This is a genomic window from Spirosoma sp. KCTC 42546 (assembly GCF_006965485.1).
Classification (GTDB): Bacteria; Bacteroidota; Bacteroidia; order Cytophagales; family Spirosomataceae; genus Spirosoma.
In genome coordinates this window covers 6,446,409-6,465,885 of the sequence record NZ_CP041360.1, presented here as the reverse complement: position 1 = coordinate 6,465,885, position 19,477 = coordinate 6,446,409, and the positions used below count along the sequence as shown (strand labels likewise).

The following is a 19,477-nucleotide window of genomic DNA, read 5'->3' as shown; positions in this document are numbered from 1 at the left end:
AATCTATTAACCACTTTGTGGTGTCAGTTTCTCAAAACTGACAGATTAGGTTTCTTAAAACCTAATCTGTCAAGCTGGTTACTGCACTCGGTTTTGAGAAACCTCGCATGTCAGTTTTAAGAACCGCGCGGGCGGCCCCGCTGACACCACGGAAAACTGACACCACGCTAAGTATCCACAGAATCTATTAATAGCCAGGGTTTTGTACAAGGGCCTTGTTGGTCACGGTTTCGATATACGGAATCGGCCACAGATAGTCCCGCTCGGGTTTGAAAATGCGAACTTCGACTACCCGCATGTCGGCTTTATTGGGAACCGTGCTGTAATCGGGTGTTCCATTGGCATCGATAACCGGTGCTGTGGCCAGTAATCCCTTCGGAATGCGGCCCAGGAAATTCCCGTTCAGCAATTTGTCCGCTAGTTTCCAGCGACGGATGTCCATTAAGCGAAAGCCTTCATTGGCCAGTTCATACTTTCGTTCCTTGCGGATAATTGATCGAAGTTCCTCCTGACTTTTGCCCGATTTGATGGCGGGCATGTTCACCGTAGGCCGTTGCCGCACGGCATTGATGGCATCATAGACCGACTGATCGATCTGGTTGGCTTCGATTTTAGCTTCGGCGTAGATCAATAACACTTCGGCATATCGGATCAGAATGGTATTGATTTCTGAATTGCTCCGGTCGTCCTTATCGGTCAGGTCGGTGTATTTCCGCCAGCAATAGCCGGTATAGGTGGCAAACGCGTGAATGGCATCCTGATTGTCGACCCGTGCGCCGGTGGCGTAATTGATCGTTTTAACGCTGTCTTTGTGGGTTTCGAACTTGAAGTTGAAATAGTTGGAACCCGGTACGGCTACCGTAAAGTCCAGTCGTGGATCGCGGTTTTTGAACGGATCTTTAGGATTGTATAGGGGCGATTTGTCAATCGATAGCCCGTCCGCACACTCATAGGAGTCGATCAGCGTTTGTCCCGGCACTTTGTTGGAGGCTCCCTGCGCATTTCGCGACAGGAAATTTTGGGGTGTGCTGTGGGTCAGCGTTCCTTTCAGATACTGCAACGCAAACATAATTTCACTGGAGGTTTGCCCTTTGTACGAAAACAACTCGCCGTAATTTGGGTGCAGTTTGTTGATATTCAGATCCATTACGGCTTTGGCGGCTGTAGAGGCAACCTCCCATTTTTCGTTGTATAAAGCCGTCCGGGCTTTGGCTGCCAACGCTGCCCCTTTGGTAGCCCGGCCTGTGTTCTTAGCGTCGTAGCTGGTGGGTAAAGCTTTGGCCGCTTCGTCCAGTTCATTCAGGACAAAAGTCGCGCATTCGGTTTTAGTACTCTTCGGAACCTGCGCATCGGATAAGCCCAACGTTTTAGTAACCAGCGGAACACCACCAAATAACTCGATCAGGTACCCATACATATAGGCACGCACAAAACGGGCTTCGGCCTGATAACGGGCGTACAGAACCGCGTCCATTTTGCCATCCAGCTTCTTTATATTATCCAGAATGAAATTACAGCGACCAATAATTTTATAGGATTCGGTCCAGACCGATTTCGAAAAACCGTTGTTGCTATCGTGGCTGCCTTTGCCGATCTGCTGTAAGGTGCTATTGTTCCGGTCCCAGCCAATATCGGTGCAGTCGTCGAGCAAAAGCTGAGTCGACATGCCATCGCTGGGGGAGAAGGTCATGCCTTTGTAGCAGCCATTGACGGCTAGTTCCAACTCGCTGGCGTTGGCAAAATACGACTGATCGGCGGGGCCTTCCAGCGGATAGCGTTCCAGGTAGTCCTCGCAGGAGGTTGTGCTCAGCAGCAGGCAAGCGCACAAAAGCAAGTAGTGTATTTTTTTCATTGTGATGATTTCGTTAAAAAAGGTTTAGGACAGCCGGTTTTAGAAGCTAACGTCGATGCCAAAGCTGATCATTTTGACCTGCGGATAACTGCGTCCTGTACCCACCGGTGATTCGACATCGTAGCCATCCCAGAATTTATCCCAGGTGAGCAGGTTCTGGCCGTTGGCAAATACCCTGGCGGTTTTGATACCAGCCCGTTGGGTCAGCGCTGTCGGGAGCGTGTAGCCCAGCTGAATGTTTTTCAGGCGCAGGTAAGCGGCATTTCGCATCCAGAAACTGGAGTTCTTCTCGTTGTTGGCTTCGCTGAACGCCAGGCGGGGAAATGCCGCATTCGTATTCTCCGGAGTCCAGTGGTCTTTGTGCTGTTCCTGCACCGTACCGCCCAGGAAAAATGGCATGATGCCCTGCTCATTCAGATAACCATCGGCTTTGCCAACACCCTGTAGCACAATGTTTAAGCTAAAGCCTTTGTAGTAGCCATTTAGGGTTGTTCCGTAGGTGAAACGGGGAATGGTGCTGCCAAATACGACGTTATCATCGTTATTAATAATGCCATCGCCGTTCTGATCTTTGTACTTGAGATCGCCGGGTTTGATTACGCCAAACTGCTGGGCATGACCGGCAACTTCGTCGGTCGTCTGAAAATAGCCTTCCGATTGTAGGCCGTATAACGAATTGATGGGATAGCCTTCCCGGTTAACGGTCAGGCCAGTCAGGTTTACGCCCCGTAAATCGACTACCGTATTTTTTACGTCCGAAATATTGAATCCTACATCATACCGAAACGTATTGGCTGCCCCTTTGTAATTGATGCCCAATTCCCAGCCTTTGTTATCAACGATACCCGCGTTTTGGGAAGGTGCTCCTAGCCCGATAATCGCCGGGATATCCAGCGTCAGCAGAATATCTCTCGTACGTTTGGAGTAATAATCGGCCGTAATCGACAAGTTGGAAAACAGGGTCATATCCAGCCCCACATCGGTCATTTCGGTAGTTTCCCAGGAAATATCCGCATTCGCCAGCGTGTTGAGCGCTACTACATTGACAATCTGTTTGTTGAACGTATACGAACCGAATTGCAGCGACGACATAAAGGGATAATTACCAATTAACTGATTCCCAAGCTGACCCCAGGATGCCCGCAGTTTAAACTCGTTCACGATATTCGTCAGCGGCTGCATGAACGACTCCTGAGAAATCCGCCAGCCTGCCGATACCGAAGGGAAAAAGCCGTATTTGTGCCCTTTGGCAAAACGGGACGATCCATCGTATCGGGCATTGGCTTCTACCAGATATTTCTGTTTGTAATCATAGTTAATCCGCCCGAATGCGGACTGTAACGCCCATTCGGAGGCTCCGCCGGTAGTCCGTTGAATGTCGGCCGCTCCGGCATTCAGGACCTGATAGTCGGGCAATAAAAAGCCTTCCCGGTACGCGGTTGTGTAATCATTGCGGAAATCTTCCCGGGAGAAACCGGCTAGTACTTTCAAGCCGTGATCGCCGTAGGCTTTATCAAACGTTAAGGTTCCGCGTAAGGTCGTGTACAACGAGCGGCTGTCGCCTTCGGTCAGTGTACTTTTCGCAGGTGCCAGGAAACTGAGCGTACCGTCGGGTTTGTAGGTCTGAACGGCTTTGTTAAAATTCTTGTCGATCGACAGGGCATATTTCGGAGCGTAGGCCACTTCGGCCGTTAGCCAGGGTGCCGGTTTATACACCAGGGCTGCATTCAGAAAGGCGTAGGGACTATTGTTCTTTTTGGTGCCTCCATCGCGCGCAATCGCAATTGGATTGTCGCCGTTCCAGCCATCGCCCCAGGTGCCGTTTGAATTAATGCCAATCTGGTTGGCTGGAATCCGGTTCATCCAGTGGAATACCTCTTCCGCGCCCCTGCCCGGTTCAACCGTTGTAGCGGCCACAAGCTGAAGATCAAGGCGGGCACTGAATTTTTTAGAGAACTGAATATCCGCGTTATTCCGAAGCGTATAGCGCCTGTAGGTAGAATTTTCAATAACTCCTTTCTGATCAAAATAGCCCACTGAGGTCAAAAAGCGGATTTTATCGCTCCCGCCATTGACACTCAGAAAATGGCTTTGTTGCAGACCTGAGCCCGTTAATACGGCCTTTTGCCAGTCGGTGTCGGGATATAAATCACGGTTAGTTGCCCCTATGGTCCGGTATTTCTGAATTAAATCGTCGGAATACAAGGGCGAACGGCCCACATTTACATACGCTTCGTTAGTCAGCAGCATATGGTCGATGGCGTTGGCCATTTTGGGTAAATTGGTAGGCGTTTGCCAGCCGATGTAATTGTTGTAGTTGACGGAAATCTTGCTTCCTTTTGCCCGTTTGGTGGTGATCAGAATGACTCCATTGGCCGCCCGTGATCCATAAATCGAAGCTGAAGCCGCGTCTTTCAGGACAGAAACTGATTCGATCAGATTCGGGTCGATGCTGTTCATCGAGCCTTCGATGTTGTCGATGAGTACCAATGGATCAGCTGTCCCCAAAGTGCCAATACCCCGAATCCGGATGGAGCCGCCATCGGCACCGGGTCGGCCTGATCGTTGTGTGACCGTTACCCCCGGCATCAACCCCTGTAGCGCGGACGACGTTTGCCCAACGGGACGGCGCGTGATCTCCTCACTGGAAACGGACGATACGGCCCCCGTCAGGTTCACTTTTTTCTGGGTTCCGTAGCCCACAACCACCACTTCCGACAACGCTTTGGTATCGGTTTCGAGCTTGATGCCGAGGGTTGTTCGATTGCCAACCGTTACTTCCTGCGACAGGTATCCGACAAAACTGAACACCAGCACGGCAGTCTGATCGGGCACATTTACCTGGTAAAACCCTTTGCTGTCGGTTGTGGTACCCCGGGTTGTTCCTTTCACGATAACGCTCACCCCCGGCAAGACCGCTCCGGATTCGTCGGTTACGGTGCCTGCCACGCTGAGGTCGGCCACGTTCGCCAGGTGCGACACCGCTTGCTCTGGTACCGTCAGGGTTGTTCGGGTGTCGGTTGCCGTAGGTGGCGTACTGGATTCTGTGGGGTCTGCTTCCCGGTTTGAGACCGTTGATTTTTCGCGTCGGGCTTCGGTAATCACGTAGGTGTCTTTCCGGATTTTTCGAACCCGTAAGCCTGTATTTTTTAGCAACTGGTTCAGGTTTTTCTCCAGCGACAGGTTCAGGTTCAATGCATCGGTGGCGACAATTTTCCCCACCATGATCTGGTCTTCAAAAACAATTTCGGCTCGGTAATGCCGCTGCAAATCGAGTAAAACGGTTTTGAGTTGGGTCTGTGCGTTTCGGCTCCCCGAGCGTGGCAGTACCTGAGCCGATGCGAGCGTCTGACAAAAGCTACTTACGGGATAGCCCGTCAATAAAACAGCCAGTAAACCCAGGCGGTGTACAGTTTTCTTCATTGAGGTTAATGGTAAAAAAGAGTAGGACTAATTAGTTTTCTTTCAGGAGGAGGGTATTGCCGGTAGAATCGATGCGGAGGTTGGACGTTGCTGTTAGTAGATCCAGCAGTTCATTGGCTGAGCGAGCCCGAAAATTGCCGGAGAAGGTCCGGTGGGCCAGCGAGTCATCCGTAATTTCGACTTTAAGCCCAAAATGTTCACCAATCAGGTAACAGGCCTCCCACAACGACGTATTTCGGAATAGAAACAGGGTTTCTTTTTGGGCGATAAGGCTCTTGACGGGAGCTAGTTTCCGTAATTGAATGGTTCCCTGCTCACTCAGCGTAACCATCTCGCCGGGTTTCATGACCACCTGCTTTTTTTGCGTAGCGGTTTTATAATCGATCCGAATTTTACCCCGGTCCAGTACTACATTCGTCCCCTGTTTTCGGGCATACACCGTGAACTCGGTACCCAGCACTTCGACCTGAAACTGATCGGATGTTTTAACGACAAAGCGCTGATGATCGGGCTTGTGTGTTACTGAAAAACGGCCTTCTCCCGTTAGCGTCACCTGTCGGATATCGCGCTGAAACCCAAAGCGGGGCACCCGAAGCGATGAGTTGGGTTTCAGGGTAACGTCGGTTCCATCGTCGAGCCGGATCGCCTGCATCTGACCCGAAACGGTCTGGTAGGTCTGGTAGAGTAGCTTGTTTCGTACGGGACTGAAGGCCAGACTCAGCGCCAGTAAGACCGTTGCTGCCACCAGGTAAGGCTTCCATCCCCATACCTGAACGGGCAGTTGCCGGGTCGGTGCAGCCGGTTCAACCGGTTCCGGCGCGTCGGCCTGCTCCAGGCGTTTAGTTAGTTTGTCAAAAGCTGCTTCCTGATCCGGTATGAATTGCAGGGAGCGCATTTCCCATTCAAGCAGCCAGGTATGGAAGGTTTCGGTATTGGCCGGATTTTTCAGCCATTCCTCCACCAGTTGTCGTTCGAGGGGAGTGGCCTGCCCAGCCAGATAGGCGAACAGGTTCTGTTTTGAAAGCGAATGGTTCATAGTCGTGGAATTTGGACGAGAGACTCCGAAAGCTGTATTTCCCCTTAGTTCACTGGAAAAAAAGATTGAGAAGGCACAGCAGCAGGGTCCATTCGTCGCGCAGGGTCTGGCGCAGGTGTTTCAGCGCCTTGGAAATGTGGACTTCAACGGTTCGGGGCGAAATCTGCAATTCAGCAGCGATCTCGTCGTACTTTTTGTTCTCGAACCGACTCAGCAGAAACACCCGGCGACATTGGGCGGGCAAATGGTTAATGGCCTCCGTAACGGCCAGGTAGAGGTTATTGAAGTGAACTTCCGAATCGGGCTGGGGCTGGCTTCCCTGTAAATGGTTCTCGGTAGTGGAGTCGATGGAGTCTGTTTTGCCGAATTCTTTGCGCAGGTGCGTATACGCTTCATTCCGAACGGCCGTGAACAGATAACTGATGAAGGAGGAGCGTACTTTTCGATAAGCCTCTGTGCGGTAGAACTGATAAAATACCTCACTGACCAGATCTTCGGCCAGTTGGCGCGAATACACAAACCGGACGGCGTGGCTGCATAAAGGCGTATAATACTGGCGAAACAGTAACTCAAATCCCTTACGGGGCTCCTGTTCAAACGCTTTTCGCAGGAAAAGTTCTGAATCGTATACCGTCGACATGGGCTTTTCTCCGTTTAGGGATGGCGAAGTCCAGGGGTCGGGTGAAGGGGTAGAAGACACTACTGTAAAGATAGCCATTGACTCGAAAAATGCTAAAACGAATCAAAGACTTAATTGGACAATTTTACCCGTAGTGTCTTTTTGAAAAAATAGCGAATTTCTTTTAAAAAGGGCTCCCATTGCAAAAAATAGCAGCTTCTAATTCAATAGGCTGGTCGGTAAACTAGGGCATGAGTAACAGGTGTACCAGCCGCAAAGCGCTTAAAACGGCCTTGTCTCCCTTGAAAATGTGGGTATTTTTTTTACGAACTATTAGCCGTTCCAATCATTAGTGAAGCTACTTATTTCCCGTCCAACCAAGACGGTTGGTACTACAGTCTAAAAGTGTATTGTACATCGTTTTTGAAAAATTTAAACATTACCAACGGTTAAATAGCTTCATTATTAAAATGACATTAAAACAAATAGAGGTCTATCTTGTGTTTATATTGGATTTAGCGACGATCTGGTTGACCTTTTAGGTGGAACGACGCTCTACACGTTTCTATATTTCCTACCATGTGTACACTCACAAATTTCAGACAACTTATTATTTTCATTGCACTCTTATTTGGTTTTGCCTGCGCTCGTAATCCTGTTACAGGGAAGCGCGAAATAAGTCTGATGTCGACCGAGCAGGAAATTGCCATTGGTAAAGAATCGCACCCGTCGGTTATTGCCACGATGGGTTTATATGAAGACAAAAACCTTCAGGCTTTTATGAACGAAAAAGGAAAAGCAATGGCCAAAGTTTCGCATCGGCCCGATCTTCCTTACCAGTTCTACATCGTTGATTCGCCGATTGTTAATGCCTTTGCCGTACCGGGGGGCTATGTTTATTTCACGCGTGGTATTTTGGCTCACTTCAATAATGAAGCTGAATTTGCCGGTGTACTGGGCCACGAAATCGGTCATATAACGGCCAAGCACGCGGCCCGTTCTCAGAAAAGCCAGTTACTCAGTACAATTGCGCTAATTGGCGGGGCCGTACTGGCTCCTCAGGTTGTTGGGGAAAATATCGAAGCACTTCAACAGGGACTGGGCCTTTTATCCCTAAAATACAGCCGCGACCACGAATCGGAGTCCGACAAACTCGGGGTAGAATACTCCAGTAAGATTGGCTATGATGCACACCAGATGGCTGATTTTTTTGGAACGCTTAAACGCCTTTCCGACAACTCAGGTCAGGCCATACCTCAGTTCATGTCGACTCACCCCGATCCTGGTAATCGCTTCACGCGTGTACATGAACTGGCAAAAGACTACCAGGCCAAGAATCCAGCTTCTTACCAGGTAGATCGCGACCGATATCTGCGACTGATTGATGGCATTATGTATGGTGAAGATCCTAAGCAGGGTTTTGTTGAAAACGGATATTTTTATCATCCTGAACTACGGTTTCAATTTCCTGTACCCAACAGCTGGCAGTCTCAAAATTCACCAAGCCAGTTCCAAATGGCGGCTAAAGATGGAAAATCCGCGATGATTCTAATGCTGGCGAAAGGGAACTCACTCGACGAGGCTGCTCAGAATTTAGTAAAAGAACTAAGCCTGAACGTACTGGAAACTAGTAAAACCACAATTAACGGCAATCCGGCTTATGTACTCATTTCACGGCAACAGCAACAACAGCAGCAGGGGCAGCAACAGCAACAAGACCCTAAAACGGCACTCCAGATTGGCACTTGGCTGATTCAGTATAACAATGCCGTTTATGCACTGCATGGATTGGCGACTGGTGCCGATTTCAACAGCAGTTTTAGTACGTTTAAACAGGTAGCCGAAAATTTCCGCTCGCTCTCCGATCCTGATAAACTCAATCGCAAGGCAGAACGTATAGTGGTAAAATCGTCTCCCCGCGATGGTTCCTTTCGTGAAGTGGTAACCGCTTTGGGAATGCCTGCTAATCGAGTCGAAGAGGCCGGTATATTAAATGGGCTCAAAGCCGATGATCGGGTAAAAAGGGGCGCTTTGGTTAAGGTTATTAGCCGATAGATGATTAATTAATCTAAGTTGTATGAAAGGCGATTGATTTGATAGGCAAACCCCTTAAAAAAACAGACATAGCACAAGCCAGACTACCTTTGAAGTGCGAAAACAGAGGTAAATCTAACCAGCTATGTCTGAGAAAGTAGTGGCAATTTATTGCTTTTTGGATGATTATTTCATCGAAGTGGGCAAAAATCAGGGGAGTGTAAAACCCCAGACAACTCCTAAAGTTAGCGACAGTATCGTGTTGACAACCGCCATCATATCGGCCCCTTTCTTTGGTGGCAATCAAGCCTCGGCTATGCTCTACATGGCTGATAAGCAAGGTATTGTCATGCTTGAGAAATCGGCGTTCAATCGTCGTCTTCACCGCCTGGCGACCACACTGAGTGCCTTGTTCTACTATCTGGCTGATTTTTTCAAAGCACTCAATCTGAGCGGAGAATACCTGATCGATTCGTTTCCTGTGGCAGTTTGTGACAACATCCGCATTGGCCGATCGCGGTTAGTCAAAGGGGAGGAATATCGAGGGAAGATTGCGTCGAAGCGTCGATTCTTTTTTGGCTTTCGTGTTCAACTCATCACCACCCGCGACAAGCAACCGGTTCAGTTTTTTATTCTGCCGGGTTCGTATGTGGATGTGACGGCGCTTCAGATGATGCATTTGACGTTGCCAGCAGGTAGCGAAGTCTATGGGGACTCGGGCTACACCGATTACGAGCAAGAGGATTTGTATGCTGAGGGTGAGGAGGTTAATTTAAGAATACAACGAAAAAGTAATAGCCAACGCCCCGATCAAGCTTGGGAAGCTGCTTACAAAAAGCAACTTCGCCAACGGATTGAGCAGGCCTTTAGCCAGATTACGATGCGATTTCCTAAGAAAATTCATGCCGTTACTGAAGCCGGTTTCCTTATTAAAATCGTGTTGTTTTTGATAGCCTATACCCTCGAAACAAACTTGTGACATACAACTTAGATTAATTATAAGAACGTCTAATTCTATTGTACTAGAATCAACAGACTCTAATCTTACTTAATGTGGCTTGATTACTCACTTATTTTTAGAGTAGATTCATTCGTATTTTGCTTCCGGTAAAAGTGCATACAGCCTGCCCATGAAAGCCGACCTAGTGGATGATACCGTACTTTGGCAACGTTTCCGAACGGGCGATACCATTGCTTTTGACCAGCTTGTTCAGCGCTATTATCAAACACTTTTTCGCTACGGTATCCGCCTGGATGCTGACGATGAGTACGTTAAAGATTGTATTCAGGATGTGTTCGTTGAACTCTGGCAACGCCGGAATACCGTTAACGAAACGGAGTTTGTGAAGTTCTATCTGCTTAAATCGCTTCGTCGCCGGATCTTCAGGGGGCGGGCCAAATGGGGTTCCAACTGGGAAGCTCTGGAGGAAAATTATTTCTTTGAAGTAGAATTCTCCATCGAGGCTCAACTTATTACCCAGGAAGTTTCCCGCGATCAGGTTCAGCAACTGGAAGCACTGCTCAATAAGCTTTCCCGTCGGCAAAAAGAAGTCATTTTTCTTAAGTTCTACCAGAACCTGACCCACGAGCAGATTGCGGAGGTCATGTCTCTCAACCGCCAATCGGTGTACAATATTCTGCACGAGGCTCTTCAAAAACTGCGGACTACCTGGCAGGGCGATATGGCTTTCTTCCTGGCGTTACTCGATGTTGTGACTGCGCATTCCTGATTATCAGGGATTCCCACTCTCCAGTGCTATTTTTTCAAAAAAACACACATTCTTTCCAGTAGGATTGGTAGGGCGACTGCATGTTGGTACTAGAGGCTAGGTTTTAGCTTATTCCTTCATGAAAAACTACCAGGATTTTCAACTCGACGATTTTTTGTTAGATGAGTCATTCAACCGATGGGCGCGGCAGGAAAGCCCCCCGGAGGAATGGAAATTCTGGCAGGATTGGCTTCACAGGCATCCGGATAAACAGGAAATCGCTCAGCAGGCGAGGCTACTTATTGTTGGTCTGGATGTAAAACCGTACCGGGATATTTCAGAAGAGGAAGTACAGAATCAGGTTTACCAGATTCGGGCACAGACGCATCAACGGCGCACGCTGGGCTCGCCTTCCACCAGCCAGTTTATGTGGTGGGCGCGAGTGGCGGCCATGCTCGTGCTGACGGCAGGCCTTGGCTGGTCGGTTTGGGTATTTCGTAAGCCAGTTGAACAACCCATCTATACACAGCTGATTAAGTCGTCGCCAGTTGCTCTTATTGAAAAAATAAATACCACCAATGCGCCCTTGTCGGTGCCGCTGCCTGATGGTAGTCTGGTACTGCTTCAGCCTGCCAGCCGGATTAGTTTCAGTGAGCACTTTATGGGGGCTAAACGGGAGGTTTATTTAACCGGCGAAGCATTTTTTAACGTTCAGAAAAATCCGCTACAGCCGTTTTATGTCCATGCCAACGAAGTGGTTACCCGCGTTCTAGGGACCAGCTTCACGGTTAAAGCCTTCGAAAATCAGGCCAATGTGCAGGTCGCTGTTCGTACGGGGCGGGTGTCTGTTTTTGCCCGAAGCGATTGGCAGCGTGCTGAAAAAGAAGTGAACAGCGATGTGCCCGGCCTTGTCCTGACGCCCAACCAGCAGGTAGTTTTTAATCGTCAGGAAGGTAATTTCCATCGGACCATTATGCCCGATCCAACCATTATCAGGCACCGCTTTGCAAACGACGTGTTTGTCTACGACGAAACCTCCGTCACCAAGGTTTTTGCCCAACTGGAAGAGGCTTACGGGATCGATATCGTCTTCGATGAACAACTACTGAAACAGTGTACGATAACGGCAAAATTTCAGGATGAACCGCTGCTGGAGAAACTTAACCTGATTTGCCAAACCATAAAAGCCTCTTATCAAATCGTTGATGCTCAAATTGTTATTAGCGCCCCCGGGTGTTACTAACGCTATTTTTTACCTTTTACTCACAATCAATTCTATGAAACGAACTAGACCTTTACGAACGCTTGCTCTGGTCTTTATGAAAACTCCGCTCGTTCAGGGCTGCATACTCCTGCTGCTTTTTGCGGGCATGACGTATGCCACAACCGTTGATGCCCAATCGCCATTAGATCGCCAGATTAGCCTGCAACTGGAGGATGTGACCATCAAAAATATCCTGAAAACCATTGAGCGCGAGGCCGATGTTGAATTTATGTACAGCGACAAGCTTATTCAGGCCAAGCGAAAAGTATCCCTAAACGTTGCCAACGAACGACTGTCGGCAGTACTTGAAAAACTCCTGCGTCCACTCCAGCTGAGCTATCAGCTAACGGGCAAGCGTATTCTGCTGAACTCGGCCGGTCCGGAAATGATCCAGCCTCTCAAGACCAGTCAGGTGCCAATGAGCGTAACCGCCGACCGCATCGTTACCGGAACCGTTACCGACGATACCGGTGAGGGACTACCCGGCGTGAGTGTCGTGGTGAAAGGCAGCCAGCGCGGTACCACAACCGATGCCCAGGGCCAATATCGACTGACCGTTCCTGAAGAAGGAACGCCTGTTCTGGTGTTTAGCTTTGTTGGCTACCAGAGCCAGGAGGTGCCGCTGGGAAATAGTAATCAGCTATCCGTCAAGCTGGTGAACGACAATAAAACGCTGAATGAAGTGGTGGTGGTGGGCTACGGCACCCAGAAACGGGAAGCGGTAACGGCGGCTATTGCGTCGGTGCCGATGTCCGAATTAAGAGATATGCCCGTATCAAACGCAGCAACGGCCCTCCAGGGAAAAATTGCCGGTGTTGTTGTGCAACAGAATAACGGTACACCTGGCAGCACGCCCGCCATCAAGGTCAGAGGGTTTGGCTCTATTAGCGCGGGCAATTCACCGCTGATTGTTGTGGATGGAAACATTGTGGATGCCAATGTATTTAGCCTGCTCAATAGTAACGATATCGAAAGTATCGATGTCCTGAAAGATGCCTCCTCGGCCGCTATTTACGGTTCCAAGGGGTCTAACGGCGTCATTCTGGTCACGACCAAACGCGGTAAAAACGGCAAAACCAATGTCAACCTGGACGTGTACACCGGGTTTCAGCAGGTGACCAAAAAGCTTGATCTGCTCAATTCTCAGCAGTTTGCTGAATTTGGTAAGGAATCATCGAACACAGCCTACATCGAAAATGTACCGGGTGCCAGTATCAATGATCCAAACAGTGTTCGGCCAACGTCTTACCTGCGTTATCGTTACCCGAGAGGTGACCTGTATGACTGGTTTAACTTCGATGACCCGACCCGAGTTGCGAATCTGCCCTACAATAACTACCAGGACATGATTTTCAGAAAGGCCAAGATCAGTAACTACCAGCTTGGCGTATCGGGCGGTACTGATAAAGCTCGTTATCTGATTAGCGGTGGCTACCTCAAACAGGACGGAATCATTAAGGGCTCGACCCTCGACCGGTACACGTTGCGGGCCAATGTCGATGTCAATATCACGCCTGAGTTGCGGGTGGGTTTGAACATTAACCCATCGTTCAAGCAGCAGCAGGAAGTTACGGCCGAAGGACACTGGGCCAATAACGGGATCATCAATGCTGCTTTGTCGGCTATGCCGATGGCCCCCATTTATGCGGCCGATGGAACGACCTATTCGTCACAAACCGAACTGGCCGCGCCCTACAACTATCCGGGTATCACGAACCCAATTGCCAACATCACCGAAAACCATAGTCAGTATCAGCAAACCAACCTGCTGGCTAACACCTATGTGGAATACAGTTTCCTGAAGGCTTTCAAATACCGGGCATCGGGAAATATCAATTACACAGGGTATCGTCGGAACGGGTACCGGACCTCCCGCATTCCACTTAACCAGTTGCTGCCCCCCAATGCCGCCACGGGTAGAGCGGAGTCGGAGCAGGGCCTGAGCTGGTTGTTTAACCAAACCCTGACGTACAGCAAAACCTTTAATGACGCCCATAATCTGGATGTGCTGGTTGGTATGGAATCCACTCGTTACCAATATCAGTACAGCTTAGGAACGGGTAGCTCGTACGCCAATGATGTTGTTGAAACGCTGAATGCCAGTGCCAATGGAACCACCTCTACCATTACATCTAGTGCACGGGCCAATGCCTCGACGTCTTATTTTGCCCGTCTGAATTACAATTATAAAAGCCGGTATCTGGCCAATGTGTCTGTGCGTCGGGATGGCTCGTCCATCTTCGGGCCCGAAAATCGCTGGGGTACGTTCCCCGCTGGCTCATTAGGCTGGCGCTTTACCGAAGAAAGTTTTATGAAAGGAATTCGCGCCTTATCGGAAGGTAAACTTCGGGTTGCGTATGGATTCTCCGGCAATAATGCGTTTGGCAACGATTTTTATCCTTATGCGGCTACGCTCCGATCTGATAACTACAGTTATAATAACGCACTGGCTAACGGATTAGCCCCTGGTTCGCTGGGGAACAGCAAATTAGGTTGGGAAAAGAGCCAGCAGTTTGACGCAGGTATTGACCTGGGTTTGCTCAACAACCGGATCTACCTGATCGTCGACTATTACCAGCGAATTACCAAAGACCTGCTGTTGTCGGTGAATGTGCCAACCGTAACGGGCTTTTCTTCGGCGGTGAAAAACATTGGTAAGATGGAAAACAAAGGCTGGGAGTTTGCCCTCAATACGCGCAACATTACCGGTGCTTTTGTGTGGAATACCAGCGCGAATCTGTCGTTTAACCGGAACAAAGTACTGGCACTCGGACCCACAGGCGATCCCATTCGGAGCAATAGTGGTGTGGATCAGACGAACATTACCCAGATTGGATCACCCATCGGCAGTTTTTACGGCTACAAACAAATCGGCATTTTTCAAAGCCAGGCCGATCTGAACAGCTATCCGCACGATGCAACGGCCAAACCGGGCGATGTGAAATTCGAAGATGTAAATGGCGATGGTAAAATCACGGCCGACGACCGGACCATTATTGGGAACAACCAGCCCAAATTCATTTACAGCATGACCAACAGCTTCAGCTACAAAGGGTTTGACCTGAATATCGCCCTTCAGGGCACGCAGGGCGGACAGGTGCTGAACCTGAGTCGTCGCTTCTTCGAGAATCTGGAAGGGAATGCCAATCAGATCACAACGGTACTGACCCGCTGGCGGTCGGAGAGTAACCCGGGCGATGGCGTAACACCCCGCGCCAATGCCCGCACAACGGGAAACAACAACGCCGTTTCGTCGCGCTGGGTTGAAGATGGTTCGTACCTGCGTATTCAGAACATCAGCTTAGGCTACCAGTTACCAAAAGCCTTGTTGAATAAAGCCAAAATTCAGCAGGCTCGGGTGTATGTATCGGCCCAGAATCTGCACACCTGGACAAAATACCTGAACTACAACCCCGAAGTGAGTAATTACGAAGGCCCATTAACCGGTGGAGTTGACTACGGCTATTATCCATTAGCAAAAACATTCACCGTTGGTCTTAACCTGGGTTTCTAAACAACGAAAACAATGAAAGCATCTAAAGTATATATATCCCTGTTGGTGAGTCTGTTCCTTAGCTCATGCAGCAAAGAATTTCTGGACTTAAAACCAATTTCATCGGCCACTGCCGACAACTTTTACCAAACTGCCGACGACTTCAAGAATGCCGTGAACGGTGCCTATGCGTCGCTGCAATCGGGTGGTGTGTTTGGAAACAGCTATGTTTTTGGCGATGTGGCCTCTGACAATACGGTGCCACCGGCTTCCGGCTCCGTAACCGATCAGGATGAGTTCGACCGGTTTTATATCCGAACGACCAACCCATTTATTTCCGGACGCTGGAATGACAGCTACACCGCAATTGCCCGCTTCAACACGATTCTGGACAAAATTGGTGGGGTCAAGATGGATGAGACACTGAAAAATCGCTACATAGCCGAGACAAAATTCCTCCGGGCACTGGTATATTTCAACCTGGTGCGCACCTTCGGCGATGTGCCGTTGATATTGAAATCCGTTTCCAATCCTGATGAAGGTTACGATTATGGGCGATCACCGAAAGCTGATGTGTATGCGCAGATTGAGAAAGACCTGACCGATGCCGAAGGGGTATTGCCCGTTTCGTACGCACCGGCTGAGATTGGGCGCGCCACAAAGGGTGCGGCCAAAGCGCTGCTCGGAAAAGTGTACCTGACCGAAAAGAAATACGCTCAGGCAGCCGCCAAACTCAAAGAAGTGATCGACCTGGGCATCTATGACATTTTGCCGAGTTATGCCGATGTATTTAAAGTGAGCAACAAAAACAATAAGGAATCGGTGTTTGATGTGCAGTTCAAATCGGGTGGATCGGGCGAAGGTAATTCCTGGCCTAATTCATTTGCGCCCGAAAACTCCGGGAATGCAGTCATTGCCTTTGGGGGCGGAGGAAACAACCAACCCAGCGCCGATATGGTAAATGCGTACGAAGCAGGCGATGTGCGGAAAGCTGTTTCACTGGCTACATCCTACGTGAACGCCAGCGGCCAGACGATTCCCTACAACTTCGTAAAAAAATATTACGATACACCCGCTACCAATGGCGATAACGGGAACAACATTCCGGTCATTCGTTATGCCGACGTTCTGCTGATGTACGCGGAAAGCCTGAACGAAGTTGGCTATCAAGCGTCTGGCGATGCGCTTGCCAACCTGAACAGGATTCGGAACCGCGCGGGGCTGGCCAGTAAAACGGCGGCCGATATTCCTACTCAGCAGGCATTCCGCTTAGCTATGGAGCAGGAACGTCGGGTTGAGTTTGCGTTTGAAGGTCAACGCTGGTACGACCTTGTCCGGACGGATCGCGCTATTCCGGTTCTGAACAGCAAAAAAGATCAAATTCGATTGGTGAACGTGCTCACCGAGAACAATCTGGTCGATCCAATTCCGCAAAGCCAGATTGATATCAACAAGGCAAAAATTCAGCAAAACCCAGGGTATTAATTCTAAGATTCTATTCAATAAAAAGGGAACAACTTCTGTCTGTTCCCTTTTTATTTGCCTGATGCGTTGACCCGTCTCCGTTCTCGCTTGGCTTCGCCGAGTGAGGGATATCATTTCAAGGGCCTCTGGCCCGTTTTTGTCGAAAATCAATACCGGCCAGAGGCCGTTTAAAAAATAGTCCTCACTGGTACGCCAGCCCGGTCGGCAAGCCAAGCGAGAACGGGGAGAACGGTAAGCCAAGCAGGAACGTTGGGGGCACGTGGTTAATCCCGAATTTACAGTAGTTATGAAACCATTACTCTTCATTTTCTTCTGGTTCATTTGCCTGACCAGCCAGAGCCAGTCTGATCTCAGTAACTGTCAGGCCATCCGCAAAGGAGATACCTTGATTCTGGGTAATTCGCTGATCCAGCGAACGTACCTGTTTCATAACGGGAATCTTAGCTCGTTATCCATTACCGATAAACGAACGGGCAAGACATGGGGGCTGGCCAGCAAGGGCGTAGATTTTGCTTTGCCCGCTAAAACCGGCGATCCGGCACGTGGTGAGTTCACGGTTAAAACGCTGGCTGAAACGCCCAGTACACCGGCGCATCTGGAAGCTGAAGTACTCGTTGCACTAGGTACCGTATGGGTGAAGCGCGTCTTTCGGATCTACCCGAACTGCCCCGCTATTGCCTGCGATTATTACCTGAAAGGCAGCGCATCGGGTTGGCAGGAGCAGGTTCAGCAAGCCTATGATTTACGGAATATCGAATCGCAGGCGGCTCAAAAAGAGGGGGAATCAAACACGGTTGTTATTGACCGACTGGCGTTGCCGGGGCCACATTGGAAAGGGAAATCGGTCGAGTTTTTCGACGCCACCGACCAGAACAATACACTCGTTCAGGAATATAGCCGGTTAGCGTATCGACAGGAAGTACGGATGCGTGGAAACTTGCTGTTTCTGAACGAAGTCGGAACCGATGCAGGTCTGTTCTGGCTCAAGGAAGCGCCTGTGTCGGGTGTACAACTGGCCTATCCGGGCTTCGATTTCTCGTTGAAAATTGGCGAGGCTCGTGCCGCAGGTGTTGGAATGGGCCCCGGCGATTTACGACCGGATGAGTGGGTGCGAGGCTATAGTCTGGTGCTGGGGGTTAGTTCGGGTGGCGAACAGGGGCAATTGGCTGCTTTACGTACCTATCAGCAAAATTTGCGGGTGCGCAAGCCAAATCGGGATGAAATGATTTTGCTCAATACCTGGGGCGACCGGGGCCAGGATAAGAACATTAACGAGTCATTTGTTCTCCGGGAATTGGAATTAGGCGCTAAGCTGGGCATCACTCATTTTCAGCTCGACGATGGTTGGCAACAGGGGAAAAGTGCCAATTCGGCCTTCCAGGGCGGTAGCTTTAAAGACATCTGGCGCAAACCCGACTATTGGTTGCCAGACCCAAAGAAATTCCCGATGGGCTTTAGCCAGATTATGGAAGCGGGTAAAAAACAGGGTATTACCCTATCCACATGGTTTAACCCGAGTGTGGATAGTAGTTTCAAGTATTGGGATCGCGATGCCCAGGTCATGATCGATCAATACAATACGTATGGGATCCGCATGTGGAAAATTGATGGCGTTCGAATTGCCGATAAGCAGGCCGAAATTAATTTCCGGAAAATGCTGGATACCGTTATGGCCAGCACACATGGCGAAGCCGTATTTAACCTGGATGTAACGGCTGGTCGGCGGTTTGGCTATCATTACTTTTATGAATACGGCAACCTGTTTTTAGAGAACCGCTACACCGACTGGGCTAATTACTACCCGCATTACACGCTGCGAAATTTATGGATGCTGGCCCGGTATGTACCACCCCAGCGGTTACAGATTGAGTTTCTGAATAAATGGCGGAATCAGGATCGCTACCCGAAAGGGGATAACTTCAGTCCGACGCACTATTCCTTCGACTACCTATTTGCCAGTACCATACCTGCCCAATCACTGGCCTGGATGGAGGCTCGAAACCTGCCTGCCGAAGCGTTTGCCATTGCTGACTTGATTAAAGCCTATAAGAACCAGTGGCAGGAGTGGCATAGTGGCCAGATTTTTCCGATCGGTGATGAGCCGTCGGGAACAAGCTGGACGGGTTTTCAATCCATTCTGGATCAGAAGGCAACAGGCTATGTACTGGTGTTCCGGGAGAAAAACAAATCCAATACGGCCCGGCTGAAACTCACTGATGTGCCACCGGGAACGTATCAGTTTACCCACCTAATGGGGCAAGGGAAAACCGTTAAGCTGAAAATAGATTCGACCGGACATGCGCGATTTACCCTGCCAAAGGCATTGAGCTACGGTTTTTATCGCTATCAGTTGGTGAATTGAATAGGGAAAGTGGTGCTATATTTGTCCCTAAGAGATATTTTGGGTGTATAAATAAATATTCTTTCTGTAATTTAATATACGTTTTAGGAGAAAAAATACGTACTATGTGTGATTTTTGAGTAGTATAGGTTTTAGCAGTTTTTATGTCTGCACACAATGTGAATAGTATGGGGAAATTTTTACTAAGACGTTTTTGCTTT

The 19,477-nt window shown here is 49.4% G+C and carries 11 protein-coding genes; 7 read left to right on the top strand and 4 right to left on the bottom strand.

Annotation, left to right across the window (positions count from 1 at the left end):
- Positions 1–187: 187 nt before the first annotated feature.
- The 4 genes from EXU85_RS26560 to EXU85_RS26545 are packed head-to-tail and all read right to left on the bottom strand — an operon-like array spanning position 188 to position 7,029.
- Positions 188–1,852 carry a RagB/SusD family nutrient uptake outer membrane protein gene (locus EXU85_RS26560; RefSeq protein WP_142774987.1) on the bottom strand — a complete coding sequence of 555 codons (1,665 nt, stop codon included), beginning with the start codon at positions 1,850–1,852 and terminating at the stop codon, positions 188–190.
- 39 nt (positions 1,853–1,891) lie between these two features.
- Entirely contained in the window at positions 1,892–5,275 is a 3,384-nt protein-coding gene (locus EXU85_RS26555) for a SusC/RagA family TonB-linked outer membrane protein (RefSeq protein WP_142774986.1), read from the bottom strand.
- A gap of 31 nt (positions 5,276–5,306) precedes the next feature.
- Entirely contained in the window at positions 5,307–6,311 is a 1,005-nt protein-coding gene (locus tag EXU85_RS26550; RefSeq protein WP_142774985.1) for a FecR domain-containing protein, read from the bottom strand.
- 49 nt (positions 6,312–6,360) lie between these two features.
- Positions 6,361–7,029, bottom strand: a complete 669-nt coding sequence (locus EXU85_RS26545) for an RNA polymerase sigma factor (RefSeq protein ID WP_142774984.1) — start codon at positions 7,027–7,029, stop codon at positions 6,361–6,363.
- A 480-nt stretch (positions 7,030–7,509) separates the two neighbouring features.
- Between EXU85_RS26545 and EXU85_RS26540 the strand changes: the two genes are divergently transcribed.
- From EXU85_RS26540 to EXU85_RS26510, 7 genes are all read left to right on the top strand, one after another.
- Positions 7,510–8,985, top strand: a complete 1,476-nt coding sequence (locus EXU85_RS26540; RefSeq protein ID WP_142774983.1) for a M48 family metalloprotease — start codon at positions 7,510–7,512, stop codon at positions 8,983–8,985.
- 124 nt (positions 8,986–9,109) lie between these two features.
- The gene (locus tag EXU85_RS26535) at positions 9,110–9,943 is read left to right on the top strand and encodes an IS982 family transposase (RefSeq protein ID WP_142772998.1); all 834 of its coding nucleotides are present in this window, start codon (positions 9,110–9,112) and stop codon (positions 9,941–9,943) included.
- A gap of 151 nt (positions 9,944–10,094) precedes the next feature.
- Positions 10,095–10,694, top strand: a complete 600-nt coding sequence (locus EXU85_RS26530; RefSeq protein WP_142774982.1) for an RNA polymerase sigma factor — start codon at positions 10,095–10,097, stop codon at positions 10,692–10,694.
- A 118-nt stretch (positions 10,695–10,812) separates the two neighbouring features.
- Complete coding sequence (locus EXU85_RS26525; RefSeq protein ID WP_142774981.1) at positions 10,813–11,916, top strand: FecR family protein; 1,104 nt, start codon at positions 10,813–10,815, stop codon at positions 11,914–11,916.
- Between the two features lie 34 nt (positions 11,917–11,950).
- Positions 11,951–15,451 carry a TonB-dependent receptor gene (locus EXU85_RS26520; protein WP_246859254.1) on the top strand — a complete coding sequence of 1,167 codons (3,501 nt, stop codon included), beginning with the start codon at positions 11,951–11,953 and terminating at the stop codon, positions 15,449–15,451.
- A 12-nt stretch (positions 15,452–15,463) separates the two neighbouring features.
- Positions 15,464–16,915: a RagB/SusD family nutrient uptake outer membrane protein gene (locus EXU85_RS26515; RefSeq protein ID WP_142774980.1), complete on the top strand. Its 1,452-nt coding sequence runs from the start codon at positions 15,464–15,466 to the stop codon at positions 16,913–16,915.
- Between the two features lie 286 nt (positions 16,916–17,201).
- Entirely contained in the window at positions 17,202–19,277 is a 2,076-nt protein-coding gene (locus EXU85_RS26510) for an alpha-galactosidase (protein WP_142774979.1), read from the top strand.
- Positions 19,278–19,477: the final 200 nt, after the last annotated feature.

What these genes read in the sequence shown, in the direction of transcription:
- EXU85_RS26560 (WP_142774987.1), bottom strand. Translation starts at nt 1,852, where the DNA reads ATGAAAAAAATACACTACTTGCTTTTGTGCGCTTGCCTGCTGCTGAGC.
- EXU85_RS26555 (WP_142774986.1), bottom strand. Translation starts at nt 5,275, where the DNA reads ATGAAGAAAACTGTACACCGCCTGGGTTTACTGGCTGTTTTATTGACG.
- EXU85_RS26550 (WP_142774985.1), bottom strand. Translation starts at nt 6,311, where the DNA reads ATGAACCATTCGCTTTCAAAACAGAACCTGTTCGCCTATCTGGCTGGG.
- EXU85_RS26545 (WP_142774984.1), bottom strand. Translation starts at nt 7,029, where the DNA reads ATGGCTATCTTTACAGTAGTGTCTTCTACCCCTTCACCCGACCCCTGG.
- EXU85_RS26540 (WP_142774983.1), top strand. Translation starts at nt 7,510, where the DNA reads ATGTGTACACTCACAAATTTCAGACAACTTATTATTTTCATTGCACTC.
- EXU85_RS26535 (WP_142772998.1), top strand. Translation starts at nt 9,110, where the DNA reads ATGTCTGAGAAAGTAGTGGCAATTTATTGCTTTTTGGATGATTATTTC.
- EXU85_RS26530 (WP_142774982.1), top strand. Translation starts at nt 10,095, where the DNA reads ATGAAAGCCGACCTAGTGGATGATACCGTACTTTGGCAACGTTTCCGA.
- EXU85_RS26525 (WP_142774981.1), top strand. Translation starts at nt 10,813, where the DNA reads ATGAAAAACTACCAGGATTTTCAACTCGACGATTTTTTGTTAGATGAG.
- EXU85_RS26520 (WP_246859254.1), top strand. Translation starts at nt 11,951, where the DNA reads ATGAAACGAACTAGACCTTTACGAACGCTTGCTCTGGTCTTTATGAAA.
- EXU85_RS26515 (WP_142774980.1), top strand. Translation starts at nt 15,464, where the DNA reads ATGAAAGCATCTAAAGTATATATATCCCTGTTGGTGAGTCTGTTCCTT.
- EXU85_RS26510 (WP_142774979.1), top strand. Translation starts at nt 17,202, where the DNA reads ATGAAACCATTACTCTTCATTTTCTTCTGGTTCATTTGCCTGACCAGC.